Origin of the sequence: Prosthecobacter debontii, assembly GCF_900167535.1 — a bacterium.
Classification (GTDB): Bacteria; Verrucomicrobiota; Verrucomicrobiia; order Verrucomicrobiales; family Verrucomicrobiaceae; genus Prosthecobacter; species Prosthecobacter debontii.
This window is the reverse complement of sequence record NZ_FUYE01000001.1, coordinates 360,500-387,146: the sequence shown is the minus strand read 5'-3', so window position 1 is coordinate 387,146 and position 26,647 is coordinate 360,500. Positions and strand designations below refer to the sequence as shown.

17 protein-coding genes, 1 tRNA gene and 2 pseudogenes are annotated in these 26,647 nt (G+C 57.6%); 7 read left to right on the top strand and 13 right to left on the bottom strand.

Translation table 11 applies throughout. From position 1 onward, the window contains the following. Positions 1 to 6: 6 nt before the first annotated feature. The gene (locus tag B5D61_RS01610) at positions 7 to 1,938 is read right to left on the bottom strand and encodes an Ig-like domain-containing protein (RefSeq protein WP_078811543.1); all 1,932 of its coding nucleotides are present in this window, start codon (positions 1,936 to 1,938) and stop codon (positions 7 to 9) included. A gap of 209 nt (positions 1,939 to 2,147) precedes the next feature. Between B5D61_RS01610 and B5D61_RS01605 the strand changes: the two genes are divergently transcribed. Continuing rightward, positions 2,148 to 4,583, top strand: a complete 2,436-nt coding sequence (locus tag B5D61_RS01605; RefSeq protein WP_139372993.1) for an LVIVD repeat-containing protein — start codon at positions 2,148 to 2,150, stop codon at positions 4,581 to 4,583. An 18-nt stretch (positions 4,584 to 4,601) separates the two neighbouring features. Here the strand turns inward: B5D61_RS01605 and thiS are convergent, their stop codons facing one another. Both thiS and thiH read right to left on the bottom strand, forming a co-directional pair. Beyond that, entirely contained in the window at positions 4,602 to 4,802 is a 201-nt protein-coding gene (gene thiS / locus B5D61_RS01600; RefSeq protein WP_176159164.1) for a sulfur carrier protein ThiS, read from the bottom strand. A gap of 53 nt (positions 4,803 to 4,855) precedes the next feature. Further along, entirely contained in the window at positions 4,856 to 6,001 is a 1,146-nt protein-coding gene (gene thiH, locus B5D61_RS01595) for a 2-iminoacetate synthase ThiH (RefSeq protein WP_078811540.1), read from the bottom strand. 447 nt (positions 6,002 to 6,448) lie between these two features. Here thiH and B5D61_RS27175 point away from each other — a divergent pair. The 4 genes and pseudogenes from B5D61_RS27175 to murA all read left to right on the top strand — a co-directional run. Continuing rightward, positions 6,449 to 7,708, top strand: a pseudogene (locus tag B5D61_RS27175) (PVC-type heme-binding CxxCH protein); the annotation flags it as partial. 960 nt (positions 7,709 to 8,668) lie between these two features. Beyond that, positions 8,669 to 8,989: pseudogene (locus tag B5D61_RS27170) on the top strand (c-type cytochrome); the annotation flags it as partial. Positions 8,990 to 9,376: 387 nt separating this feature from the next. Beyond that, complete coding sequence (gene prmC / locus B5D61_RS01585) at positions 9,377 to 10,225, top strand: peptide chain release factor N(5)-glutamine methyltransferase (RefSeq protein WP_078811538.1); 849 nt, start codon at positions 9,377 to 9,379, stop codon at positions 10,223 to 10,225. 203 nt (positions 10,226 to 10,428) lie between these two features. Beyond that, positions 10,429 to 11,691, top strand: a complete 1,263-nt coding sequence (gene murA / locus B5D61_RS01580) for a UDP-N-acetylglucosamine 1-carboxyvinyltransferase (protein WP_078811537.1) — start codon at positions 10,429 to 10,431, stop codon at positions 11,689 to 11,691. 113 nt (positions 11,692 to 11,804) lie between these two features. On the opposite strand, the gene B5D61_RS01575 is transcribed toward murA, so the two are convergent. Next, the gene (locus B5D61_RS01575; protein ID WP_078811536.1) at positions 11,805 to 12,482 is read right to left on the bottom strand and encodes a 3-keto-alpha-glucoside-1,2-lyase-like domain-containing protein; all 678 of its coding nucleotides are present in this window, start codon (positions 12,480 to 12,482) and stop codon (positions 11,805 to 11,807) included. Positions 12,483 to 12,586: 104 nt separating this feature from the next. Next, a complete protein-coding gene (gene acs, locus B5D61_RS01570; RefSeq protein WP_078811535.1) occupies positions 12,587 to 14,590 on the bottom strand; it encodes an acetate--CoA ligase in 2,004 nt (667 codons plus the stop codon). 293 nt (positions 14,591 to 14,883) lie between these two features. On the opposite strand from acs, the gene B5D61_RS01565 reads away from it, so the two are divergent. Next, the gene (locus tag B5D61_RS01565) at positions 14,884 to 15,909 is read left to right on the top strand and encodes an aspartate-semialdehyde dehydrogenase (RefSeq protein ID WP_078811534.1); all 1,026 of its coding nucleotides are present in this window, start codon (positions 14,884 to 14,886) and stop codon (positions 15,907 to 15,909) included. Between the two features lie 104 nt (positions 15,910 to 16,013). Here B5D61_RS01565 and metF read toward each other — a convergent pair whose 3' ends face one another. Further along, positions 16,014 to 16,901, bottom strand: coding sequence for a methylenetetrahydrofolate reductase [NAD(P)H] (gene metF, locus B5D61_RS01560; protein WP_078811533.1), 888 nt, complete (start codon positions 16,899 to 16,901; stop codon positions 16,014 to 16,016). 6 nt (positions 16,902 to 16,907) lie between these two features. Then, positions 16,908 to 19,244, bottom strand: coding sequence for a 5-methyltetrahydropteroyltriglutamate--homocysteine S-methyltransferase (gene metE, locus B5D61_RS01555; RefSeq protein ID WP_078811722.1), 2,337 nt, complete (start codon positions 19,242 to 19,244; stop codon positions 16,908 to 16,910). Between the two features lie 85 nt (positions 19,245 to 19,329). On the opposite strand from metE, the gene B5D61_RS01550 reads away from it, so the two are divergent. Beyond that, positions 19,330 to 20,253 carry a LysR family transcriptional regulator gene (locus B5D61_RS01550; RefSeq protein ID WP_078811532.1) on the top strand — a complete coding sequence of 308 codons (924 nt, stop codon included), beginning with the start codon at positions 19,330 to 19,332 and terminating at the stop codon, positions 20,251 to 20,253. Positions 20,254 to 20,262: 9 nt separating this feature from the next. Here B5D61_RS01550 and B5D61_RS01545 read toward each other — a convergent pair whose 3' ends face one another. From B5D61_RS01545 to B5D61_RS01520, 6 genes are all read right to left on the bottom strand, one after another. Then, positions 20,263 to 20,940 (bottom strand): ubiquinone/menaquinone biosynthesis methyltransferase, encoded by a 678-nt coding sequence (locus tag B5D61_RS01545; protein ID WP_078811531.1) that lies wholly within the window; start codon positions 20,938 to 20,940, stop codon positions 20,263 to 20,265. 31 nt (positions 20,941 to 20,971) lie between these two features. Next, a tRNA-Leu gene (locus B5D61_RS01540) sits at positions 20,972 to 21,056 on the bottom strand. Between the two features lie 113 nt (positions 21,057 to 21,169). Next, the gene (locus B5D61_RS01535; RefSeq protein ID WP_078811530.1) at positions 21,170 to 21,826 is read right to left on the bottom strand and encodes a type II secretion system protein; all 657 of its coding nucleotides are present in this window, start codon (positions 21,824 to 21,826) and stop codon (positions 21,170 to 21,172) included. A 32-nt stretch (positions 21,827 to 21,858) separates the two neighbouring features. Beyond that, on the bottom strand, positions 21,859 to 23,127 hold the full coding sequence (locus B5D61_RS01530) for a type II secretion system F family protein (RefSeq protein ID WP_078811529.1): 1,269 nt from the start codon (positions 23,125 to 23,127) through the stop codon (positions 21,859 to 21,861). A gap of 119 nt (positions 23,128 to 23,246) precedes the next feature. Beyond that, positions 23,247 to 24,905 (bottom strand): GspE/PulE family protein, encoded by a 1,659-nt coding sequence (locus tag B5D61_RS01525; protein ID WP_078811528.1) that lies wholly within the window; start codon positions 24,903 to 24,905, stop codon positions 23,247 to 23,249. A 48-nt stretch (positions 24,906 to 24,953) separates the two neighbouring features. Then, complete coding sequence (locus B5D61_RS01520; RefSeq protein ID WP_078811527.1) at positions 24,954 to 26,606, bottom strand: GspE/PulE family protein; 1,653 nt, start codon at positions 26,604 to 26,606, stop codon at positions 24,954 to 24,956. Between the last annotated feature and the right edge of the window lie 41 nt (positions 26,607 to 26,647).

The following is a 26,647-nucleotide window of genomic DNA, read 5'->3' as shown; positions in this document are numbered from 1 at the left end:
GGCGCGTCAGGGCTTCGCCCCTAACACCTTAAAAAACGCCGACGTCTGTGAAGCAGGCTCGATCTCGACATCGATGCGACCATTTTCCGCATCGACCTGGGGATTGAGCCCTGCAACGGGCACCCAGGTGCTGAGGTCCAAACTTCTCTCCAAAAAGAGACGCAGTTTGAATCGTCCAGATTCAGCATCCTTGGGCAAGAGCACCGTTTTCAACGCCAAAGTCTCCAGGGCAGCCTCATTGAGCAATCCAGCTCCCGCAGCGTTTTCATGAAGTAAGGTGCGTAGAGCGGAGGAATCGACCAGCGGATCAAATCCCAACATCGCCATACGGATCTCGGCGGCATTGCTCACCCCATCATGATCGTCGTCTGCGTCAGGCGATAAGCAAAGTCCGGTGAGATTGACCGTAAAATCCTGCGCATCCTCGGCATTGCTGGCAACGTGCATGACAGTCTGCTTAGAACCCGCGACCGAAGGATGAAAACGAATGCTAAAGCTCTCCTGTCCGCCTAGCAAAACCGTGCCGGGCTGAGGGGCAATGCTCACTTCAAAATCAGCTGCATCAGGCCCTGAAAAAGTGATTCCCTCCAAGGTCAGATCATTGCCACCGAGATTCTTGACGATAAAATTCAGAACAGAATGTTCGTTAGGCAAAGACGGGGCAAACACGCATGTCGATGTCCCACTCTCCAAGACCGATCCAGCAGGTTGTTCGATCACAATCTCCGGCACTGTGGGGTCGCCCATCAGGCGGAGTAGCCCTCCCCAGCCAGCGACTAAAATCTTGCCATCTTTCTGCACGGCCACCGCATCCAGATGCGATTGGTTTTCCAGCACCAGCTTACCTGTGCCATTAAAGCTTTCGTCCAGAGACCCATCGACATTCACTCGAAGGATCGCTCCTTGGGTAGCTACATAGGTATTGCCGGTGCTGACGGCCAGCAGAACCTTCCCATTATGTTGGACGGCGATGTCATGTACTTCATTGTAAGTGCCAGCGGCCGTTAACCATACAGGTTCACCACCATGGAAGGACTCATCTGGCTGACCATTGGAGAGCAAGCGCGTCAAGCCAATGCTTTGGTTGTAGCTGCTCTGCTTATTCATCGCCACACACCAGACTTTTTCATCCCCTGCATCAGCGAGCAACCCACCTATGATTTGTCCGGTCGTGAAAGTCACAGCTTCGTAATCGAGATCCAACCTTCCGTCTGGAAGAAAACCATGAAGGTATGCGGAAGGGCTCGTTGCCAGTAAAACACCGCCGTCCTGCCGGTTTAGCATTTGATAAGCCACCTGCTCGTAGCGCAACGGGGTGAGGGAATAGCCCTGACTATCATTGAACGTTGGGTCCGCCTGCCCGTCGGTCGCGAATCGGCAGAGACCACCATAGCGGTAGGTGGAACCCGAGGTGGTGCCCGCGACGATTAGAGACTGGTCCTTTCTCAGCAGCATGCTGCTCGCGGTCATCCCGTCTGTTTGAGGGTTTATCGCCTGCCCTAAATGCCCGTAGGCTAGATCTTCTTCGCCATTCGAAAGGAACCGATAGCCACCCAACCCTTCCACCCCATCTTTAGAAACTTTGCCTCCCACCACAATCTTCCCATCGCTCTGAAGGGCGATTCCTGCCAAGCTCCCGTCGTAATAACTGCGGGTGCGGCCATCCGTGCTGAAGTCCCGATCTAACTGACCGCCTTGGAGCAGGCGAAGAATCCCGATGCGGCTGCCATTTTGCCCCGCCACAAGAATTTTGCCATCGGACTGGAGGATCAGATGATAAGACGGTTCGAGATAATACCCCACATCATCCAGAGGTAGAACATTTCCGTTATTGAATGTCGGATCCAGATCCGCTGGAACTGCTAGGCAAGGCTCACTAAGGATTAGTGCGATGAAAATCGGAAGAAACGAATAGCAGGCAGATTGGCAGCAAACCATAAGAATAATACTTGAAACAAGGCAGAGTATTTGCAAGTAACGCCCTCGAATTTGGCAAGCATTTCATGCAGGTCACCGCTAAGCCTTCCTGAGCGGATGGAACCTAGATGGATCGCACAAGGGCCGCTCATTTTGTATTTCACTCAGTCGCCCTTTCATTCTTGCCTTTATGGAAGCTTTTTCGTAAAACGCAGCTCCCCCCACTTGTCGTGAATCCCGTTCACCTCATCCTCAGCGTGTTTGGCTGCGCGATGTTTCTCGTGTCGGAGGTCCATGTTCATGCGGCGAACCTACCCGCACGGCCTGCGGCTGAGCTACGCACCACCGGCCCCGCAGACCATCTCTCGGTGCCACTGGCGCTGAGTTATCATCAGGTGGTTCTGGAAAAACGCTCCGGCTCAGGCTGGCGCCCCCTTTCGGTGCTTTATCCACGCACGCTGAGCCGTGAACAGATGCGGGATGTTCACTTTGTCTTACCCAGCGGACTGAGTCCTGAAGATGTGCGGGTTCTCGGCTATCGAAATCCGAAGTTCCCCTCCCGCTTCGCCTATGGCAAACAGGCCTTCTCCCGCTACGAAGTGACGGCGGAAACTGCGGCCCACCCGCCCCTGGATCGACTGAGATCCCAGAAAGCGGCCCCCGTCCCATCCAGCGCAGTCTCACCTCCCTCGCTAAAAGCCAACTCCCTCTGGCATCTGGCAGGCGAGACCCTGCTCGTCTATCACCATCATCGCGGCCTGCAGGTGGTGGATTTAAAAGATCCTGACAACCCGCTGAAACTCGGCACCCTTCGTCTGCCCGTGGTGGGGGAAAAGCTGTGGGCGCTGAATGAGGCGGGCACCGAAGTGATGTTGCTCGGTCGCTCGATTGCAAAGGAGCGCCAGGGCAGCATCCTGCTCTACCTCCTGAAGATCACCAATGGCCTTCCCGAAATCGTCAAGGAACTCACCATCCCTGGCCGACTCACCGACAGCCGATTCATCGGCCCACATTTGCATGTGCTGAGCCAATCCAAGAAAGCCGGACAGGGCCTGCGCACGTTGCTCACCCGTTTGGATCTTAGCCAACCGCCCAATCCGACCCGTCTGAGCGACATGGTGTTCTCCGGTGGAGGCGCCGTTTTCCAGACGCAGGACACCCACCTGATGGTCCGGGTGAAGGAGGGCAGTCAAGTCCGTCTGCATGAAGTGCCTGTCAGCTCAGCCGCAGGCCAGTCCGTGGATCAACCTCAGTTCCGCTCCGCCACCCAGGTGCTGGGCTATGACGTGCGCATCAGAGGCCAGGACCTGATCCTCAAGCATGCAACCGAGGCGCAGGTGGCACAGGTGACTTTACCGCTGGGCTGGCGGACCGACCGCGTCATCCCCAGCAGCGATATTCTTTTGCAGGTGGAGGATGGCTTGGCCCCCGGGTCCCAAGCACGGGTGCGGGTGACGCCGATCACCGCCCCTGATATGCTGCTTCAGGAATTACCCCTTGGCCCAGGGCGCGTGGTGGGTATGACCCAGCAGGATGATGAAGTCTTCATTGCCCAATGGGTGCCCGCCAGCCTGGAAGGTGAAGCGGAAACGCGCCTGCTGACCTGGACCCTGAATCTCAGTGATCCCTCCGCCATCAAGCTCCACCCGCCGATTGAGCAGCGGCTCAAGGGACTGGATGAATGGGATGTGGATCTCTCCGCCGTCCAACCTCTCCGACTGCATCGGGAGACCCTGCTCTGGTTCATCCCCGCGCGGCATCACCCCAGCCTCTGGTGGAGCAGCCCCATCGCCGTGGCCGCCGCCCAGCCTTCCGCCCAGGATCTCATCCCAGCATCATCCGCTGTCATGGTGCTGTGCCCCGTCCACCTCACCAAAACCGGCCTCAGTCCTGAAGAACCTCAAATTCTGCGCATCCGAGGCCGCGTGCTGCATACCTCGAGAGCGATCAGCCAGGAGGGCTTTATCTTCTTCAGCCATGATTCCGCAGGTGCCGCCTCAGGCTCCGATCTCGGGCCTCCATCGCGTGTTCCTTGGCGGCCCCAGCCGGGGGAGATCAGCTCCTGGCTTCACGTGGTGGACTGCCGCAGCGGAGCCCCCTTGTTGAGGGACCCTGTCTCGATCCCTGGCCAATTGCTCAGTGTGACCGATATCGATGATCAAGGTGCGGTCGTGCTCACGGAGACGGAGCTTTCCCTACGGCGAGACAGCCCCCCTGCTCGCGTCATTCAGGCGAGCGGCTATGATGGAGTTTCCGTCCGTCAGTTTGATAACTACATCACCGGCACCACCGCCTCCTCAGCCGCAGCCGCCCAGGATGATCGCTTGTATCTCACGCGGGAGACCGGACGTGCTGCTGTCGTCGTCGTCCGCTATGCCAAAAGCAGCGGCAAGCTCAGCCAAGCCGCCACGTGGAACACGAATGCCCCTCCGACCTTGCTTCATGCGGCCCGAGGGCACCTCGTCGCCAGCAGCCCCGGAAATCTGGAGCTGGCTTTCGCCGATGCAGAAGCGGGCAAGCTGACATCGATCGCCTCCTACGATACCCCGGCCAGCCTCTGGCTCCAGGTGGATCGCACCGCCTTCACCGAAGGCCTGGATCTTTGGATTCCCGCCGGAGACTATGGCGTGGAGTTTCTACAGAAGCAGGGTGCGTCAGATCAGTGAACGCCTTTCAGCGTGATTTTACCCTCCCGCCGTGATCTGGACGATCTCGATCACATCCCCCTCATTCACCTGAGCGGAGCTGATCTCCTTGGGCAGCAGCGCCATCTGATTCAGCTCAACCACCACAGGTTTACCCGCCATGCCCAGGCTTTCCAGCAGAACCGTCAGTGGCTGGCTGGCGGAGAGTTCATGTTTCTGGCCATTGAGGGTAATCGTCATGATCGAGGAACTGGATACTGAAAACTGAATACCGAACACTGAAGACTGCTGCATCAAGCCGCCAAAGCGCCTTCGGTGAGAATCGCCGGGTCCCAGTCCTTCCAGACGGCGTCGAGCCCTTGTTTCTGCAACATCTCGGCCACTTCAGCCGGACTGCGTTCATCGGCGATTCCAAACTGGCCTTCGGCCCTTGCGTCTTCGGTCTTGGCTTCGAGTTCCACTCGGCGCCCGCGCACTGTCTGGTGGAGGTCATCTTGACCGGCTCCGGTGTAGCCGCCGGGTTCAGTATGACTGCCAGCGCTCATGGTGGTGATGCCCAGCGGAGCCAAGGCATCGCGGAGGGAGGCTGGCTCGCGGGTGCTGAGCACGATGCCCACCTCAGGGAAAGTCAGGCGAAAGGCGCAGATGGTCTGCACCAGTGCCCAGTCGGGGAAACCGGTCAGCGGTTGAAAGCCCCCGGCAGCGGGACGCAGGCGTGGAAAGGCGACGGTGAAACTGGACTTCCAACAGTGCTTGTAGAGATGCTCCAGATGCGCGGCCAGACGCAGCGCTTCCAGTCGCCAGTCGCTGAGGCCAAACAAAGCGCCGATGCCGATGCGGCGGAATCCGCCTTCATAGCCACGCTCGGGGCAGGCCAGACGCCAGTCGAAGTCCTTCTTCGGCCCAGCGGTGTGCATGTCCGTATACATGGCGCGGTCATAGGTCTCGTGATAGACGACCAACCCCTCGGCTCCGGCCTTCACCATGCGCTCGTATTCCGGAGCCTCCATGGGGCCGACCTCGATGCCGATGGTGGGCACGAAGTCACGGATGGCGCGGATGCATTCCTCCAGATACCCCTCGCTGACGAAGCGAGGATGCTCTCCGGCCACTAACAAGATATTACGAAAACCCAGCTCCGTGAGATGGCGTGCCTCGCGCACCACTTGATCCACTGTCAGGGTCACCCGCATGATGCTGGTGTTATCCCGGGAGAAACCGCAGTAGGAGCAGTTGTTCACGCATTCGTTGGACACATACAGCGGGGCAAACAGGCGCATCGTGCGGCCGAAATTCCGCCGCGTGATCAGGCGGGACTCCCGCGCCATGGCCTCAAGTTGCGAGGGCGACTTCGTCTCCAGCAGGCTCCAAAACCTCTCCATCAGGGGCGACTTGCGCTCTGGGAGGGCATCGAGGGCGGGAATAAAGGAAGTCTGCATGGGCATGAAAGGGGGAAAATGGATATACGCCGCTGCGGCCTGGGTGCAACCCGCCGAACGCAGGGAAATGCACCCTGATACCCAAGTGACATTGAAATGAAAGGGGTGGAGTCAGCACGCTTTGTGATTTCCAGCAGATTCAAGGAAGCCAGCAGATTAGAAGATTATGGCAAACGGTTTGCCATAATCTGCTGGCCTCTCCGAATCTGAGGGAGAACATCGGGGCTTTCACAAAGGATGAGGAGCAGGCGCAACCTTCCCCAACGAGGTCGCCCACACTTCTCCCCATAGTGTGGATTCGAACGATGTGCCCTTTCCCCGGGGGGAACATCCGTATCCATGTCACCAGCATTGGGTGCCTTGTGCGCTCTCGTCGGGCTTTTGTGGAACTTTTTTGAAATGCCCGTAAATCCCTGCGTTTAATTCCTCCCCCCCACCCTGTTAAACATGCCCTCCACCACCCTGAAAAAAACCGCCTTGGTAGCGGCCACCGCAGGCCTGCTCGGTCTGCCTGCGCTGGCGCTCCACGAAAAGAACGCCGGCCCAACCGAAGTTGAGATCAAATTCAACCTGCCACCACCCGAGCCGCTTTCCCCCGAAGAAGCGCTGAAGACCTTCAAGGTCGAGAAGGGATTCAAGATCGAACTCGTCGCCGCCGAGCCGATGATCGAGGCTCCCATTGCTGTGAGTTTCGATGACCAGGGCCGCCTGTATGTGGTGGAGATGCGCGGCTACATGCGCGACAAGGAAGGCACCACCGAGGGTGAGGCGACTGGCCGCATCAAGCTGCTGGAAGATACTGATGGCGATGGCCGCATGGATAAGGACACCGTCTTCGTGGATGAGTTGGTGATGCCACGCTCGGTGATGGCCGTGAATGGCGGTGCTTTGGTCGCCGTGCCGCCTAACCTATTTTTCTACAAGGACAGCGATGGCGATGGCAAAGCCGATGTGAAAGAAGTGATCGCCACCGACTATGGCACCGCCGGAGGACAACCTGAGCACATGGCCAATACCCCGACCTGGGCCATGGATAACAGCATCTGGAGCGCTGGATACGCCACCCGCTTCCGCCTGCGCGGTGGAGTGTGGCTGAAGGACAGCGGCCTGGGTCGCGGTCAGTATGGCCTGTGCCAGGACGATCAAGGCCGTCTCTATTTCAACTACAACTCCGATCTCCTGCGCTGCGATCTGCTGCCGACGGAAGCCTTTGGCCGCAATCCCCTGCTGCGCAATGCCACCTCCATCAACTTCCAGGTGGCCAAGGATCAAACCGTCTGGCCAAGCCACCCAACCCCAGGCGTGAACCGTGGTTACGACCCCAAATCCCTGCGCGAAGACGGCACCCTGACCAAGGCCACCGCCACCTGCGGAGCGCTGATCTATCGCGGTGAAGCCTACCCCGCCAGCCACTACGGCAATGCCTTCATTCCCGAGCCATCCGCCAACATCGTGAAGCGCATGATCCTCACTGAGAAGGACGGCAGCCTGAGCGCTAAAAACGCCGTGGAAGGCACCGAATTCCTCACCTCCACCGATGAGCGTTTCCGCCCCGTGCAGGCGGTGAATGCCCCCGATGGCGTGGTTTACATCGTCGACATGTATCGCGGCATCATCCAGCACAGCAGCTTCCTCACCCACTACCTCATTGCAAACATTGAGGCTCGCAAGCTGGACCAGCCCTTTGATCAAGGCCGCATCTGGCGCATCGTGCCGGAGGGTAAAACCCTACCCGCAGGCACCAAGATCGCCACTGACACCGCCGGTCGCATCGCCCAGCTCAGCCACGCCAATGGCTGGGTGCGTGACACGGCCCAGCGCCTGCTTGTCGAGTCTAGTGATGCCAAAGCAGCCCCTGCCCTGGCTGAATTGGTGCAATCCACCGAGGCCAAGCCTCTGGCCCGCCTGCACGCTCTCTGGACGCTGGATGGCCTGGGCATGCTGACGCCGGATGTTCTCCGTGGCGCTCTGAAAGACAGCGATGTCTCCCTGAAAGCCGCGGCTGTGCGTCTGGCTGGCCGCGACCTCGCGCCCGAACTGCTGGCCATGACGGGTGAAAAAGCCGTGCTGGTGCAGGCCCAACTGGCCATCAAACTGACCTCCTTCAACCTCCCCGATGCCGATGCGGCGACAGCCAAACTTCTAGCGTTGGGCGGTGGCAAAAATGCGCTCGTGGCGGAAGGTGCCATGACCGGTCTGCGTGGCCGTGAAGCCGCCTTTGCTGGACTGCTGACCGCTGAAACCAATGCCGAAACCGAAGCCAACACCACCCCAGTCTTTGGCCTGCTGGGAAATCTCATCGCCTCCGCGAACAAGGCCCAACTCTTCGAAGAAGCCCTGGCCGTCGCCGCTGCCCAGCCCAAAGGCAGCAGTGTGCAGCGTAACTTCATCAAGGCCCTCTCCACCACCGGCAGCGGTAAGAACGCCGTCAAACCGAAGCTGCTCTGGCTGGACAAGGAACCTGAGTCCCTAGCCACGCTGAAAAAAGCTGCCACCAAGACCGGTATCACCAACATTGCCGCTATCGAATCCCGCCTCGCCTGGGTTGGTAAAAAAGGTGCCCCACCACCGCCGAAGATCGTCCCTCTGACAGAAGCTCAGCAGGCCCGGTTTGAGAAAGGCAAGATCATCTACGCCGGACTCTGCGCCGCCTGCCATCAGCCGCATGGTTTTGGCCTGGATGGTCTGGCTCCGCCGCTGGTGGATAGCGAGTGGGTGCTGGGCAAGCCGGATGTGCCCGCACGCATCGTCCTGCACGGCCTGGGAGGCCCGGTAAAAGTCTCTGGCCGCACCTGGAATCTCTCCATGCCACCGCTGCCGCACCTCACCGATGAAGACATCGCCAGCGTGCTCACCTACCTGCGCCGTGAATGGGAACACAACGCCTCCCCTGTAGAGCCGAAAACCATCACCGAACTGCGCGCCCAATACAAAGAAAAGGCTGGCATGTGGACCGCTGAAGAGCTGAATCCGCCGAAGAAGAAGTAAGTCTTTCCTTCGCCAGAACGACCTTTATCCCACGGGTCCCGGTTGCCGCCGGGACCCGTTTTTGTTGGGGGTCTCGGGAGGGAATTTCGGAGGGTGAAATCACACTCCCCCTCTCCCCAGCCCTTTCGCTGCGCGGGTTTCCCCCCACTTCGCGGGGCGAGGGAGGACGCCGTTAGGTCTTCAATGCAGCAGACCAATTGATTGTTCCCTCGCCCCTCTGGGGGCAGGGTTAGGGTGAGGAGGCCCTGAGGGTCTCATTTTACCCGTTAATTTTCACGCTCGCCTCAGCCCCTCATCCGAAGTTCCTCCAGCATCGGATTCCCCGAAAAACGCAGAAGGCTTTTGCATCGCCTATCCGCCTGCGGCATGAAGAGAGGCACTCCCTTCATGAAACCTCTCCTCGACACTCTCCGCGCTGGCACTGGCTACCTGGAGAAGCATGGCGTCGAGGAAGCCCGACTGAACATGGAGCACCTGCTCGCCCATGTGCTTGGGTGCCGTCGCCTGGACCTGTATCTGCGCTTTGGCGAGGCCCTGCATGAAACCGATCTGGAGAAACTGCGCGGCCTCACCAAACGCCGGGCGGAGGGGGAGCCGCTGCAGCACCTGCTCGGCACCGTGGATTTCCTCGGCCTGGAATTGGTCAGCGACCACCGCGCCCTCATCCCCCGGCCTGAGACGGAGTATCTCTGCGATTTGCTGATCAAACGCTATGGCAAGGCCCCACCTGCGCGGGTGCTGGACATGGCCACCGGGTCCGGCTGCATCGGCCTCAGCCTCGCCACCGCCTGGCCGGAGAGTCAAGTCGTCCTGGCGGACATCTCGGAGGAAGCCCTGGACCTCACCCGCTTGAATACCGAGCGTCTGGGCCTGACCCGCGTGCAGATCCTACGCAGCGATCTCTTCGAAAAAATCACCGGCAGCTTCGATCTCATCGTCACCAACCTGCCTTACATCCCGTGCGGAGAGATCCCCGCCCTCAGCCGTGAGGTGCAGCGCGACCCCATCCTGGCGCTGGATGGCGGACCGGATGGCCTGGACATCGTCCGGCGTTTTTTAACCGATGCGCCCGCCCATTTGCCCCCATCTGGTTGGGTAGCTTTGGAAGTGGGACATGATCAAGGCCACGCCACCGCTGAGCATGCTCAAAGCCTCGGTTTTCATCAGGCCGAAGTGCGTGCCGACTTGGCCGGAATCGAGCGTTTTGTCTTCGCCAAAAGGCCTTTGAGCGAATAGCCAAAATTTTTGTCAGAAAAGTGTAACCAGTATTTCTGGATGCGGTAATGCCATGTGTCTGCGGGGTCTGTCGCTCGGGACAAGCTTTCACGGTGCTTGTTCTGGCGACAGGTCTCGTGGGCGTCGCTTTTGAGAGAGGTCACGAAAAGAGGCTCATCTTAGCGCTTGCACCCACGCCACCGCGACGCACTTAGACGGGCAACATGGAAAAGCTCATCGTTCACGGCGGCGCACCGCTCAAAGGCCGGGTCAATATCAGCGGCAGCAAGAACTCCTCCCTGCCCATCCTCGCAGCCACGCTACTGACCAAAGACACCTGCACCATCCGTCGTGTGCCTGACCTGAGTGACACCAACTACATGGTCCGCATCCTGGGCGAGCTCGGAGCTGAGGTGGAGCGAGCCAGCGGCGTGGTGGTGGTGAAGGCGGAGAAGATCAAATCCGTGGCCCCCTATGACCTCGTGCGGAAGATGCGCGCCAGCATCTGCGTCCTCGGCCCTTTGACCGGTCGTTTGAAAAAATGCGTCGTCTCCCTGCCCGGGGGCTGCGTCATCGGTGATCGCCCCGTGGATCTGCACTTGAAGGGTCTGGAGGCCCTTGGAGCCCAGATCACCGTGGATGGAGGTGACATCACCGTGAACGCCAAAAAAGGCTTCAAAGGTGGCCCGATGAACCTCATGGGCAAACATGGCTCCACCGTGCTCGGCACGGATAACGTCATGATGGCCGCCACCCTGGCCAAAGGCACCACCATCATCGAAGGCGCCGCAGCGGAGCCCGAGGTGGAAGACCTGGCCAATTTCCTCATCAAGATGGGCGCCAAGATCGAAGGCGCAGGCACCAACCGCATCGTCATCGAAGGCGTGAAGGAATTGCACGGGGCCGAGCACACCGTCATCCCCGACCGTATCGAGGCCGGCACCTTCCTCTGCGCTGGAGCCATGATTGGCGAAGGCATCACGCTGAAGCGTGTCATGCCTGAGCACATGAAAGAGATCACAGGAGCTCTGAAAAAATGCGGTTTCCCCATCGAGATCGGCAAGGACAGCATCAGCATCGCGCCAAACCCCAAGGCCAAGGGGTTTGACCTCACCACGCTCTGCTACCCCGGTTTCCCCACCGACATGCAGGCCCAGTTCTGCGCGCTCGCCTGCGCCATTGATGACGTCAGCACCATCACCGAGACCATCTTCCCCCAGCGCTTCATGCACGTGGCTGAGATGAAGCGGATGGGAGCCAACATCGACCTCCAAGGTGCCACCGCCCGCATCCGTGGGGGTCACGCCATCAAAGGCGCCCCCGTCATGGCCAGTGACCTCCGCGCCTCCGCAGCACTCGTGTTGGCCGGTCTCATCGCCAGTGGCAAAACAGAGGTCAACCGCCTCTACCACATCGACCGCGGTTATGAGCACCTCGACGACAAGCTCGCCACCCTCGGAGCCCAGTTGGAGCGCGTGAAGGAATAACGTCCAAACCATTCGAGCCTAGAATATCTTTGGCTCGAATGGTTATGCACAGTCAGTTCTCTGAAATGCACCAAAGGCAGAACAAGGCGGCGTGACCAGACAGCCAGAACACGTCACTTCACTTTCGGGTTGACCTTCCAGATGCCGACGTTTTTAAACAAAGCGCTGTCACCACGTGCGACGACACCGATGCGGCCCTTGGGGGCCAGGAAACGTTCGTGCCGACCTTCGACGGTTTGTTGGCCATCCACAACGGCGCGGCAGTGGTCGCCAGAGACCTCGATAACGATGCTGTGCCATTGATCCGCAGCCAGCGGCTCTTTCAGGGAGGCGAGCACTTCACGGCGGGTGGTTTTAGAAATCCCGCTCATCTTGTGCAGCTCGATGGAGGTCGGGGTGACGATGATGCGGCCCTGGTGATTGTTGGGCTGGCCGTTGTCGCGGAAAACGAAGCCCACATGCGCGGCCGAGTTGATCTGAAACTCCCCCTTCATGACGAAATCTCCCTGCTCGGAGACATACTCACACACGGCTTCATGGCCATTCGGCCGCTTTTCTGAGGGAGCTTCCTCAGTGGCGCGCACCGCACCCTCAGCAATCTCCCACTTGCCGATGCCAGCCTGCCACTTCGTTTGGCCCTTGGCCAGGGAGGCCGGGTCATTGAAGGGCTGCCAAGTCACCAGCTCCCCCACGGTCACGGTGGTGGTGACGGGTGCGGTGGCTTCCTCCGCCATGAGGGGAAGGGTCAAACCAACGGTGGCGAAACTGAGAACAAAGGCGCGGCGAAGCATGGGGGTCGAAGGTGGAGACAGTCGTGGGTGGGATGAAAAAAACGGCTGGCAGATGGATCATCTGCCAGCCGCATGAGTGTTAACGTGAAGAATGGGTAAAACGATCAATCTTCTCCGCTGGCGGCGAGCTGGGCGATGACGCTCAGGTCCTCCAGGGTGGTGGTGTCACCTTTGATCACTTCACCGGCGGCGATCTGTTTCAGCAGGCGACGCATGATCTTGCCGGAACGGGTTTTCGGCAGGGCGGCGGCGAAGCGGCCTTCATCTGGCGTGGCCACAGGGCCGATGACCTTGCGCACGTGTTTTTTCAGTTCATCCGCCAGTTCGCGACCGGTGGCGACCCCTTCCTTCACGGTGACAAAGCAGACCACGCCCTGACCTTTCATCTCATCGGGGCGCCCCACCACCGCAGCCTCAGCCACAGCAGGGTGAGAGACGAGGGCGCTCTCCACCTCGGCAGTGCCCAGGCGGTGACCAGCCACGTTGAGCACGTCGTCGATACGGCCGATGATCCAGATGTAGCCATCCTTGTCCTTACGGGCTCCGTCACCAGCGAAATACCAGCCGTCAAATTCACTCCAGTAGGTTTCCTGGTAGCGCTTCTTATCTCCCCAAATGCCACGCAGCATGGAAGGCCACGGCTTGCGGATGACCAGCTTGCCCTGTTCGTCCTTACCCACTTCCTTGCCGAGGTCGTCCACGATGGCCACATCCACGCCGAAGAAGGGCAGGGTCGCGGTGCCGGGCTTGGTCGGAGTGGCCCCAGGGATCGGGGTGATCATGTGACCGCCGGTTTCTGTCTGCCACCAGGTATCCACGATGGGGCACTTACCACCACCTACCTGAGTGTGATACCACATCCAGGCTTCGGGGTTGATCGGTTCACCCACGGTGCCGAGCAGGCGCAGGCTGCTGAGGTCATGCTTCTTCAGCCACTCATCACCCCATTTCATGAAGGCGCGGATGGCGGTCGGTGCAGTGTAAAAGACGGAGACGGCGTATTCCTCGATGATACGCCAGAAGCGGTCATTCTCCGGCCAGTTCGGCGCCCCTTCATACATGAGGGAGGTGGCGCCCAGAGCCAGCGGGCCATAGACGAGGTAGCTGTGGCCGGTGACCCAGCCGACATCCGCCGTGCACCAATAGACATCGTCAGCCCGCAGGTCGAAGACGTATTTACAGGTCATCTGCGCGTGCAGCAGGTAGCCTGCTGTGCTGTGCAGGATGCCCTTGGGCTTACCGGTGCTGCCACTGGTGTAGAGGATGAACAGAGGCGACTCAGAATCCATGGAGGCCGCAGGGCAGTGGGCATCCACATACTCCAGCTCACGGTGCCACCACACATCGCGACCTTCCTCGATATGCACGTCCTGACCGGTGCGGCGGAAGACGATCACGGTTTCCACTGCAGTTTCTCCGCTCTTCAGCGCATCATCCACATTCTTTTTCAGAGGCACCACCGCCCCGCGGCGGTAGCCACCATCCGAGGTGATGATGATCTTAGCCCCGCAGTCCAGCACGCGGTCCTTGATGCTGTCTGCGCTGAAGCCGCCGAAGACGACGCTGTGCACCGCGCCGATGCGGGTGCAGGCCAGCATGGCGATGGCAGCCTCAGGGATCATCGGCAGGTAGATCATCACGCGATCACCTTTTTTGACCTTGTTGCGCTTCAGCACATTGGCGAAGCGGCAGACTTCACGGTGAAGCTGCTGATAGGTCAGCACACGCTTCTCACCGGGTTCGCCTTCCCAGATCAGGGCGGCCTTCGTTTTGTTAGGCCCGCTCAGGTGGCGGTCCAGGCAGTTTTCACTGACGTTCAGCTTGCCACCCAGGAACCACTTGGCATTCGGGCACTTCCATTCCATCACCTTGGTGAAGGGCTTTTGCCAAGTCAGTTCCTTCGCTTCGCGGCCAAAGAACTTATCCGGCTGCTTGATGGATTCCTCATACATCCGGCGATACTCCGCCATGCTGCCGATACGGGCCTTTTTGGAAAATTCTGCGCTCGGCTTGAAGACGCGGTTTTCAGTCAAGATCGCCTTGCTTTGAGGGGCAGACTTCTTAGCAGCTTTCTTGGGGGCAGGTTTGGCGGCTTTCTTCTTGCTCATGGGTGGGTTTAAAAAACGAGGACGGATTTAACGCAGGAAAATCCAGGCTACATGCAGCAATCGTGCGCTGGCAATGCTGGAGTGCGATAATTCTCCATGTTTCTGAGCCGGAAACCCTGTAATGATGAGGCTTCTTTGACCTAAGCTTTAGGAAAACGTGGCTAATCGCCATCTCGATCTGCAGAGCCAGGCCTCACAAGGGACTCTTGCGGATTTCAAAACCGAGTCTAACCTGCCGCCCCCTTTTTCCGGGGACATCCGAAAATCCAACCATCCCTTAGATCACCCTAGCCATGAGCAACCTCAAACACGTCGCGGTCGTCGGCGCCACCGGAGCGGTGGGAGTGGAAATGCTTCGCTGCCTGGAGCAGCGGAATTTCCCCGTCGGCCAGCTCACCCTTCTCGCCAGTGCCCGCAGTGCTGGAAAGAAGATGAAATTCAAAGGTGAGGACGTGACCATTAAGGAACTCACTCCAGACAGCTTTGCCGGGGTGGACATCGCGCTGTTCAGTGCCGGTGGAGGCATCTCACGCGACTTCGCGCCCCATGCGGTGAAGGCTGGGGCTGTGGTGGTGGATAACTCCTCCTTTTTCCGCCAGGACCCGACGGTGCCGCTCGTGGTGCCAGAGATCAATGCCGCTGACGTGAAGAACCATCAGGGTATCATCGCCAATCCGAACTGCACCACCGCCATCTCCCTCATGGCGTTGTATCCGCTGCATCAGGCCTTTGGTGTGAAGCGCATCTTTGCCTCCAGCTATCAGGCCGTGTCCGGCACTGGAGCGCAGGCCATCGAAGAACTGGCGAAGCAATCCCGCGAATGGGCCGCTGAAAACCGCGCCTGGGATGCTGCCAAGCTGTCCTCCAAGCCGCACGTCTATCCTCACCAGATCGCCTTCAACGCCATCCCGCACGTGGATTCCTTCCTCGACACGGGTTACACGAAGGAAGAGATGAAGATGGAAAACGAAGGTCGGAAGATCATGCATCATCCGGACTTCCGCGCCTCCGTCACCTGCGTGCGCATCCCTGTCTTCCGCAGCCACAGCATCTCCATCAGCGCCGAGTTTGAAAAGCCTGTCGATCTGGCGAAAGCCCGCGAGGTACTGGCTCAGGCTCCAGGCCTGGACGTGCTGGATGATCCGGCGAACAAAGTGTATCCCCTGGCTCTGGACATCGCCGGTCGTGACAACTGCGCCGTCGGTCGTCTGCGCATCGACTGCGCTCTGGACAACGGCCTCAGCTTCTGGGTGGTGGGTGATCAGCTCCTGAAGGGAGCGGCTCTCAATGCCGTGCAGATCGCCGAGTGCTTGGTGTAATCAGCTTCAAGTCATCAACTGAACGAGCGCGCAAGATGAGAGTCTTGCGCGCTTTTTTGTTCCCCTCAATCGCCTTACAATTGAGCTTCCGATCGAATCGTAACCTAGCGACTTCCTAAACCGCGAAGTACCTGAAGCGTGAAAGCAGCTTTGTTAAGAGTATAGAAATGGATCCCGGCGACATTATGATCGAGAAGATCGGTACATTGCATCACTGCATGATGAATCCCCACCTGCTGAAAGCAGTCCGTATCGTCTCCCGCACGCTGAAAAGCCCGTAATAGCTTAGCTGGATAACGTGAACCTGCCGCGAGCTCGGCCATCCGCGACAAACTGTTTTTTTGAGTAAGGGGCAGGATACCCGCAAGAATCGGAATTCGTATGTCAGCCAACTCACAACGTGCGCGAAAATCGTGAAAATCATGATTATCAAAGAAGACCTGCGTGCACATCCAGTCCGCGCCGACATCCACCTTGGCTTTCAGGTAGTCCATTTCCAACATTCTGTTAGGCGTCGCAGGATGACCTTCTGGAAAACAAGCCACGCCGATCCCAAATCCTCGCGGGTCAGGATGCAAGCCCCGGTCATTAAAACGGCGGATGAAGCGAACAAGATCCGCCGCTGTCTGGAAGTCGCCACTCTGTGTCACCTGCGGAGATGGATCGCCGCGCAGGGCCAGCAGATTGCTGACACCCGCTGCGGCATAGGTTTCTAAGATCCCCATCATCTCCGCCTCCGTGTGCCCCACGGCCGTGAGATGAGGGATAGGATCGAAGACATCCGATTGGCCCAGTTCCTTCACCCAACTCTGGGTCCGATCACGCGTGCTGCCCCCCGCTCCATACGTCACGCTGACGAAGTCAGGACGCCAAGGAGCGAGCTGAAGCAACGAGTCCTGTAGATCCTTCACCGCCTCGGACGATCGAGGCGGGAAGAACTCAAAGGACAACGTCGGACGTCGAGCACGGGCAAAGATGTCTCGAATATGCATGATGGATCAGGCGCTGATAGGTTGGGCCACACGTAGCTGACGAGCGGCCTGGACCATGTGAATCAGAGAAGATTTCACTTCCTCCCAACCTCGCGTTTTCAGCCCACAGTCAGGATTCACCCAGAGCTGGGAACGAGGGATCACAGATTCAGCTTTGCGCATCAGCCTCACCATTTCCTCAACGGATGGCACCCGTGGCGAGTGGATGTCATACACGCCGGGTCCGATTTCATTGGGATACTTGAAGCCCACAAAGGCTTCAAGGAGTTCCATGTTCGAACGCGATGTTTCGATGGTGATCACATCGGCATCCATGGCGGCAATGGCTTCGATGATGTCATTGAACTCTGAATAACACATGTGGGTATGAATCTGGGTCTCATCCCGCACACCACTGGCGCAGAGGCGGAAAGACTCGACGGCCCAATCCAGGTAGGCGGACCAATCCCGCTGTCTTAAAGGCAGTCCTTCACGGATGGCAGGCTCATCCACCTGGATCGCGGCGATGCCTGCGGTTTCTAGATCCAGCACTTCGTCTCGAATGGCCAAAGCGATTTGGCGAGTCGTTTCAGACCGCGGCTGATCGTCACGCACAAAGCTCCACTGCAAGATGGTGACAGGGCCAGTGAGCATCCCCTTCATGGGCCGCTTCGTTAATGATTGCGCATACTGTGACCAGCGAACGGTCATGGCAGCAGGTCGGCTGACGTCCCCGTAAATGATGGGGGGCTTCACATACCGTGAGCCATAGCTCTGCACCCACCCTTTTTGAGTGAAGACAAAGCCTTCTAACTGCTCGCCGAAGTATTCCACCATATCATTCCGCTCAAACTCTCCGTGCACGGGCATATCCATGCCAATCTCATCCTGAAAGGCCACACAGTGCTGGATCTCCTGCTGAAGGTAAACTTCATAGGCTTCAGTGCTGATCTCACCCTTTTTCCACTTGGCACGCATGGAGCGCACCTCCGCGGTTTGTGGAAAGGAGCCGATGGTCGTCGTCGGGAACTCTGGCAGCTTGAGTTTCGCCTGCTGAAGCTCACGCCTCTGAGCAAAGGAAGACTGACGCTGGGAGTCTTCCGGTTGCACTGCAGCCACACGATCCTTCACCTGTGGCTTGTGAATGCGCGTGCTTTTTCGTCGGGACAGGATGGCACGCTGGTTGTCTTGCAGCACCAGAGGAGGCGTCGTGCCCCGCAGCAGCCCGCTCAGAGCGACGACTTCCTCTAACTTTTGGTCGGCAAAGGCCATCCAGCTTTTCAGTTCAGCATCCAGCTTGGGCTCCAGCGCAAGAGAAATGGGGGCATGCTGGAGCGAGCAGGAAGGCGCCACCCAGAGACGCGCCGCCCCCAGTTTCGCCTGAGCCTTTTGCAGAAGCGTCAGCGAAGCCGAGAAGTCGTTCTTCCAAATGTTCCGCCCATCCACGACGCCTAACGACAAGGTCTTATGAGCCGGAAAGCGCGCCAGAGTTTCGTCCAAGTCTGCTTCCCCTCTCACGACATCCAAATGCAGAGCTTGAACGGGTAAAGCCAAGAATAAGGAGAGGTTTTCTTGTAAAGCACCGAAGTAGCTCGTCACCAGAATGTTCAGCCCCGGGGCCGATTGCGATAAACGCTGCCATGCCGTGAGCAGCGCATCACGCTGAACGGGACTCAGATCCAGACTAAAAATCGGTTCATCGATCTGAACCCACTCCACCCCAAGAGCCGCCAGCCGTTGCAGAATTTTCTCGTAAAGCTCCAGCAAACTCTCCAGAAGCACAAATCGATCAAAGTCTGGATTCTGCTCATCCTGAACCTTGCCTAACGAAAGATACGTCACCGGACCTGGCAACACCGGTTTGACCCGATAGCCCAAGGAAACGGCCTCCTGATACTCCCGAAACACCTTATCTCCCACGAGCTGGAACTTTGTCTCTGCACGGAATTCCGGCACGATGTAGTGATAGTTGGTATCAAACCACTTCGTCATCTCACAAGCAAACGCAGGCTGATGCGAGCAGCCCGAGGCACAGGGCTGCCCTTCTCCACGTGAGCCACGGGCCATAGAGAAAAGCACATCCAGATCTACTTCCCCGCCCTGCCAGCCGAATCTCGGTGGAACGTTGCCAATGAGGCATGAGAAATCGAGCATCTGATCATAAAAGCTGAAGTCATTGCATGGAATGAGATCCACTCCTGCCGCCTTTTGCTTCGCCCAGTTTTGGGATCGCAACTGTTGTCCAGTGGCCTCCAGTTCCTCACGGGAGAGCTTGCCATGCCAGTACGCCTCGGTGGCTTTTTTCAGTTCGCGTTGCTCCCCGATGCGTGGGTAGCCCAAGTTGTGTGTGTAAATATCGCTCATGGCGACCAGACAACTATCGTCACTCCCGATATAAACAATCCACAGAGTTTTGTGGATCATCATTCAAATGGTTTATGATAGTCTCATGCTCGAAGTCCGCCATCTCCAAGCTCTCATCGCCCTAGCCGAAACCGGAAACCTGTCCAAAGCAGGTCGGCGGCTTCACCTTTCTCAGCCTGCCCTTTCTCATCAGATCAAAGCCGTGGAGGAACATCTGGGGGTGGAACTTTTCCAACGTAAAAGCAGTCCCTTACGTCTCAGTGCCGCGGGTGAAAGATTGTTAGGCACGGCCTATGAAGTCGTCAAAAACATGCAACAATGCGAGCGGGATGTGGCGCGTATTGCCGAGGGCAAAGCGGGCCAACTGCGCATTGCCGTGGAGTGCCATTCCTGTTTCGACTGGCTGATGCCTGCGATGGATAGCTTCCGCGAAGCTTGGCCGGAGGTGGAGATGGATCTCGTTTCGGGCTTCCAACCCGACCCCACAGGTCTCTTGCTAGAAGACCAAGCGGATTTGGTCATCGTCTCCAAAGCGCCTCCGAGGCGAGATGTCGTTTATCACCCGCTGTTTCGTTATGAGGTGTTGGCTCTGCTTGCACGCAAACATCCTCTCACCCGCAAAGCTTTTCTGACCGCTCAAGACTTTGCCAAAGAAACCCTGATCACCTACCCCATCCCAGATGATCGTATTGATATCGTGCGCGAGGTTTTAGGCCCCGTGGGTGTGAATCCCATCCGGCGCACCGCGATGCTCACCATCGCGATTTTACAGCTCGTGGCGAGTCGTCGAGGGATCGCCGCCATGCCTTGCTGGGCCGTCATGCCCTACTTGGAGAAAGGTTATGTAGAAAGCCGCCCCGTGCGCAAACAAGGCCTTTATTCCAATCTCCATGCGGCGACTACCCGCAGCCTTGCTCAGACCGCTTATATGAAGGAGTTCATCACCGTCATGAAGCGGGTCAGCTTTGATTCGCTGAAACGCATCGCTCCCGTCAGCAGCGCCCCTTGAGCGAGCTTGTTAGCCCTTCTTGGCAAGATACAGCGAGGCAATGCCGAACGTCAGTCGAATGGATTTCACCGTCTTGAAGCCTGCCTCCAGAATCAGCTTCTCCATGGCCGCGCCAGAAGGAAACCGCTCCACGGAGCTGCACAGGTATTCATAAGCCGCACGCTCACCCGTGATCCAACCGGCAATCATGGGCATGATGCGTTTGAGATAAAACAGATACAGCGGGCGCACGACGGGCAGTGTCGGCAAAGAGAAGTCCAAGACAAACAAGCTTCCTTGACGTGCAATCACACGCTGCATCTCCCTCAAAGCACCCGGCCAAGAAGCCATGTTACGCAGCCCGAAAGCCACCGTCAGGGCATTGAAGGACTCACTCTGGAAAGGCAAATTCATGCCATCGGCAGCCACCAGCTGAGGGAAATCCAAAGCCTGTGACTCCCGCATCATCGGAATCGAAAAATCCGCCCCGAGCACGCGTGCCTGCGGGCACTGGCGCTGCAACTCCCGAGCGAGATCACCACTACCCGTGGCCAGATCTAAGATCATCTTGGGCTCACATTGAGCCACCAGACCTGCCGTTTTTTTTCGCCAAAGCACATCAATGCCGAGACTCAACACATGATTGGCCAGCATGTAACGGCGAGCGATCCCCGCGAAAGCTTTTTTGACATAACCAGCGTCCTGCATCGAAAAAAGACACCCCAACAAGTTGTTGAGGTGGTGCGCGCGAGAGGACTCGAACCTCCACGATGTTACTCACTAGAACCTGAATCTAGCGCGTCTACCAATTCCGCCACGCGCGCAAACGCCTTGGGTCGGGGTGCGGATGATCCATCACCGCCGAAAAATCTCAACTGAAAAAATGAGTTATTTTTAATTGAGTCCGTTCTGAGAAAAACGCAGGACGGAAAATCGATTACCAATTCTTGATCCACTTTTGGCTGGCATCCTTCACGGGCCCAGCGTTAAGCGTATCAATAGAACGTGCCGTGATGTTTTCTTCATCCTCACCGTAAGACCAGAGGTCGTAAGTTGGATTGACGGTATTCACACCTGCACCTGAGTTAGCTGGATTGGCCTTCTCATATTGAAAAGGTTTACCAAACCCATCCACCATGTAACCGCGATTGCTGGTGGACTCGTAAACGTAAATCTCTTTGGGCATGTCTGTGATCATGACATACTTAGACTCGTTTTCGTCAATTGAGCCGTTTGAACTCGCTGGGCCTGCGTCCACAGGAGGTTCTGCGATGGCGATGTTATCGTAGCCATCACCACTCAACACTTGGTAGAGCATTGCTGCAGCCCCCACCTCGTATGTTTTGTTGCCTACAGCGATGGTGTCACCCGCGTTTTGAGGCGTCGGATATTCACCAAATTCCGTCGAGTAGCGTTCGAGACCGCTCTTGATGGCGTTCATCGCCACGGTTGTGCGGCTCCGTGCCGCAGAGCGCTGCGCATAGGTAAATGCGCCGATCGTCAGAGCGAACAACAGCGCAATGATGGTGATGACGACCAGAAGTTCGACCACGGTGAAGCCCGCCTGAACAGGCTTCCGCATGTAAGTTTTCATAAGCTGGCTGGGGGATGGAGGGTTGGGGAGGACTAGGCTCCGCCGCTGAGGCCTTTGATCACCTCGATGAGCGGAAGGAACAGCGCCATAACGATAACACCGACTACGAGAGCCAGCATCACGATCATGAGAGGCTCAAGCATGGACGTGAGGGCCGAAACCGCATTGTCCACTTCATCTTCATACACATCGGCAATCTTCAGAAGCATCTCTGGGAGCTGACCGGTTTCTTCACCGACATCCACCATGGAGATCACCATCGGCGGGAAGACATTGCTGGACTCCAGAGGGGCTACCATGGATTCACCTTCTTTCACGGCGTCATGCACCTTGGTGATGGCGTCTGAAACGACGGTATTGCCAGCAGTTTCACGGGTGATGTTCAGGGCTTGCAGAATCGGGACACCGGAGGTGACCAGAGTGCCCAGAGTGCGGCTGAAACGAGAGATGGCGGTCTTCTTTTGCACGTCACCAAACAGAGGCAACTTGAGCTTCAGTTTATCAATGGCACGACGTCCACCAGCCGTAGCTGCATACAGCCTCCAACCGACCACGGTCACGACAACACCAGCGACGAGATAGAGGAAGTTATCTCCCATCCAGCGGCTGAAGCCGATCACCAGCTTGGTCAGCTCGGGGAGCTTGTTCTTATCACCCAGCATGTCTTCGAAGATCTTCTCGAAGCGAGGCACGATGACCAACATGAGGAAGACCATGATAGCCACGGCGATGAACATCACGATGATGGGGTAAACCATCGCGGCCACGATCTTGTTCTTCAGTTTCTGAGCTTTCTCTTGGTATTCAGCCAAGCGGTTGAGCACGATTTCAAGCACACCACCCAACTCACCCGCTTTCACCATGTTGATGTAAAGCTTGTTAAAAATCTTGGGATACTGAGACAGCGTCTCCGAGAAGGTGCTACCCGTCTGCACGTTATCAGCAATGGTCGTAACGGTGCTCTTCATGATCGGGTTCGGCTCTTGACGGGCCAACACGGTCAAACCACGAAGAAGGGGTAGACCCGAATCGATCAGAGTGGCCAACTGGCGGGTGAAAATCATCAGCACCTTGGCCTTCACCTTAGCATTGGCACCAGCCTTCACAGACTTGCCTTTGGGGGTGGTGGCCTTGGCGCGCTTTTTCACGGCTGCATCACCCCGACCTTCCTGGGCTACTTGAGTCGGGTAAAGCTGGCTCTGACGGAGGAGGTTGATGGCCTCGGCTTCGCTGGAGGCATCGAGTTCACCGGCGACTTCTTGACCGTTCTGATCGAGGGCGATGTAGTGGAACTTCGGCATAGAAAAGGGAGCGCTGCGGGGGGTTTAGAGCAATTTTGAGATTACCGGGTCTTGAGGCAGAATGTCCAACAAATAAATAATGTCAGGGCTGACAAACTGCCTTTGAGCCCCGGTTGAGATCAGGTGTATTTCAGCACCTCTTCAATGGTCGTTTCGCCATCGTAAATGTTGCGCAGGCCGTCTTCGCGTAGAGTTTGCATCCCCAGCTCGATGGCCTTTTGTTTCAGGGCGAGAGTCGGCGCTCTCTGGGTCACCAGGTCACGGATCGGATCGGTCACATCCAGCAGTTCGTAGATGCCTTTACGGCCTTTGTAACCGCTGCCACCGCACTTGTCACAGCCATTACCCGTGTAGAATTGTTTTCCACCAATGTCCGACTGCGACAGGTTGAGTTGGTTGAGGATGGAAAGGCTCGGCTCGTAAGGCATGCGGCAGTTTTTACAAACGGTGCGCAGCAGACGTTGGGCAAGCACACCCTCCAGCGTGGCGGCCACGAGGAAAGGCTCCACACCCATATCCACAAGACGAGTCACGGCACCGGCAGCATCGTTTGTGTGCAGGGTGCTCAGCACCAAGTGTCCCGTCAGCGAGGCCTGAATGGCGATCTGGGCTGTTTCCTTGTCACGCATCTCTCCCACCATGATCCGGTCAGGATCTTGACGCAGGAATGCGCGGAGAGCTTTAGCAAAGGTAAGGCCGACCGCGGGATTCACCGGCACCTGCATGACGCCATCCAACTCATATTCTACCGGGTCTTCCGCCGTGAGCAGCTTACTGTCGATGGTGTTGATACGACGTAGGCAAGCATACAGGGTGGTGGTCTTACCGGCACCGGTAGGGCCTGTGACGATGAAAATACCGTTGGGTTTGTTGATCGTCTCAGAAATGTAATCGAATAGGTAGGGCGGCATGCCCAGATGTTCGAGGTCCAGGTTCACTGAACTGCGGTCCAAGACACGAAGCACCACGGATTCACCGTGCTGAGTGGGCAGTGAACTCACACGCATGTCCACCCCTTTGCCGTTCACGGTGGTTTTGATACGACCGTCTTGAGGAACTCGGCGCTCGGCGATGTTCATGTTCGACATCACCTTGATACGAGAGATCACACTGGTGGCCAAGTGGATGGGCGGAGGTGCCATTTCATACAGCGCACCGTCCACACGATACCGGATTTTGAACTCGTGCTCGAAGGGCTCGAAGTGAATGTCAGAGGCACGCTCCTTGATGGCCTGAGTCATCACCAGATCGACGAATTTGACGATCGGTGCCGAGTTTGCTTCCACTTCAGGAGAGCCTTTCCCCGCATCCTTCAGACCGCCGAAAATTTCATCAATGTTCGGGGCACCCGAGCCATAATGTTTGTCAATGAGCGCCTGAACCTGAGCACGGCGGGCCACGACAGGAACGACAGTTTTATCCAGACCGAAACGCAGGTCCTCCACGAGCTGGGGATTCAGCGGATCGGTGAAAGCCACATGCAAACCACGTCCATCCAGGGTGATGGGGAATGCCCCATAAAGACGGGCCATCCCAGCAGGAATCAAACCGATGACAGAGGGAGGCGGCTCAAACTCCGCCAAGTCGAAGTGTTCCGCACCGAGTTCCTCAGCCACCATGGCCCAGAACTCGTCTTCAGTCGTGAAAAGGCCGTAATCAAGCACGACCTGGAGAACGTCTTTGCCGTTGTGAACGGCGTCCTGGGTGATGTCGTAGGCCTGGCCGCTGTCAATCACACCGCGGGCTTCCAGCATATCTACCACGTTCTGGGCTGTCATAGGGGGGAATCAGTCTTTCAGAGTTAAGATTTCGTGGGGACCCGTGGATTATTCACCGTCGGCCATGGTGGCTTCGATCACTTCTTCAGCCGTCGTCATCCCGGCCAGCACCTTGCGCACACCGTCTTCACGGAGGGTGCGCATGCCCAGCTCACGGGCACGCTTGCGCAACTGGGGTGTGGTGAGCTGCTGGTTGATCATGTTACGGACTTCATCATCCACTTTGAAGATTTCAGCGATCACCATACGGCCTTTGTAACCACGTTGACGGCACTTGTTGCAGCCATTGGGACCCATGATCGTGGCATTGAACAGCTGGCTGGCTTCCAACCCCAGGCTGCGCAGTTCACGCTCACTCAGGCCGGAGGGCTGCTTACACTCCGAACAGAGTTTACGCACCAGACGTTGCGCCAAAATCCCGCGCACCGCAGAAGCGATCAGGAAAGGCTTCACGCCAATATCCGCCAGACGAGCCACGGAACCCGGGGCGTCATTGGTATGCAGGGTGCTGAACACCAAGTGACCGGTGAGCGAGGCCTCGATGGCGATCGACGCCGTCTCGAGATCTCGAATTTCCCCGATCATGATGATGTTCGGCGCCTGACGAAGGATGGCTTTTAGGGCCGCACCGAAGCTCATTCCCACGTCTTCCTTCACCATCACCTGGTTGATCCCGGCCAACTCATATTCCACCGGGTCTTCCACGGTGATGATCTTGCGGTCAGGGCGGTTGATGAAGTTCAAGCACGCGTAGAGGGTGGTGGTTTTACCCGAACCCGTTGGCCCTGTCACCAGCACGATGCCGTCCGGCAGGGTGATCAGTTTCTCAAAGGTGTCCTGGTCATCCGAGAGGAAACCGAGATCGGACAGGCCGAGGCGGAGGCTGCTCTTATCAAGCACACGCATGACCACGCTTTCACCGTTGTTGGTGGGGATCACCGAAACACGCATGTCCAGCTCTTTGCCATTGAAGGCCATCTGGATACGACCGTCTTGCGGGACACGCTTTTCATCGATGCTCATCGACCCGCACATGATCTTGATACGGGCGATGATGGAGGAGTGCAGGCGCTTCGGATGGTGCTCCACATCGTTCAGCACACCGTCGATGCGGAAGCGGACTCGCACATCCTTCTCCAGTGGCTCGATGTGAATATCGGAGGTACCGTTTTTAAAGGCCTCCATCAGGGTGTTGGTCACCAACTTGATGATCGGAGCATCGCCATCGCTGGCACCACCGCCACTTTTAGTCACCGCATCACCAAAGATCTCATTGCCGTAAATGTTGGCCTGGACGGTCTTGATCAGCGCTGGAGTGGAGCAGAAGATTTCCAGATCTGGCTGCAGCACGTGCGGCAGGGAGTCCAACGTCTCGAAATCGTAAGGGTCAGCCACCGCCACCTGGAGTGCGGTGCCATTGATGCCGATCGGCACCACTTTATAACGTTGGGCCACTTCCATCGGCACCAGCCCCTTGAGGGAAGGATTCACGGCAAAACCGTTCAGATCCACATACTCCATGCCGGAATTCACCGCCACCGTCTGGGCGACTTGCTCATCACTGACCACCCCGGTTTTAATCAGGCACTCCAGCAGAGTCTCGGTCGGTTTCTTGGTGGTTTTGGCCTGTTGAAGGTCGCGATCGGCGATCAACCCTGACTCAGTCAGCAGTTCCAGGAGATATTCTTCGTTTGAATACATGCGGCGGGGGGATTCGCGGAAATTTTTTGTGAATTGTCAGA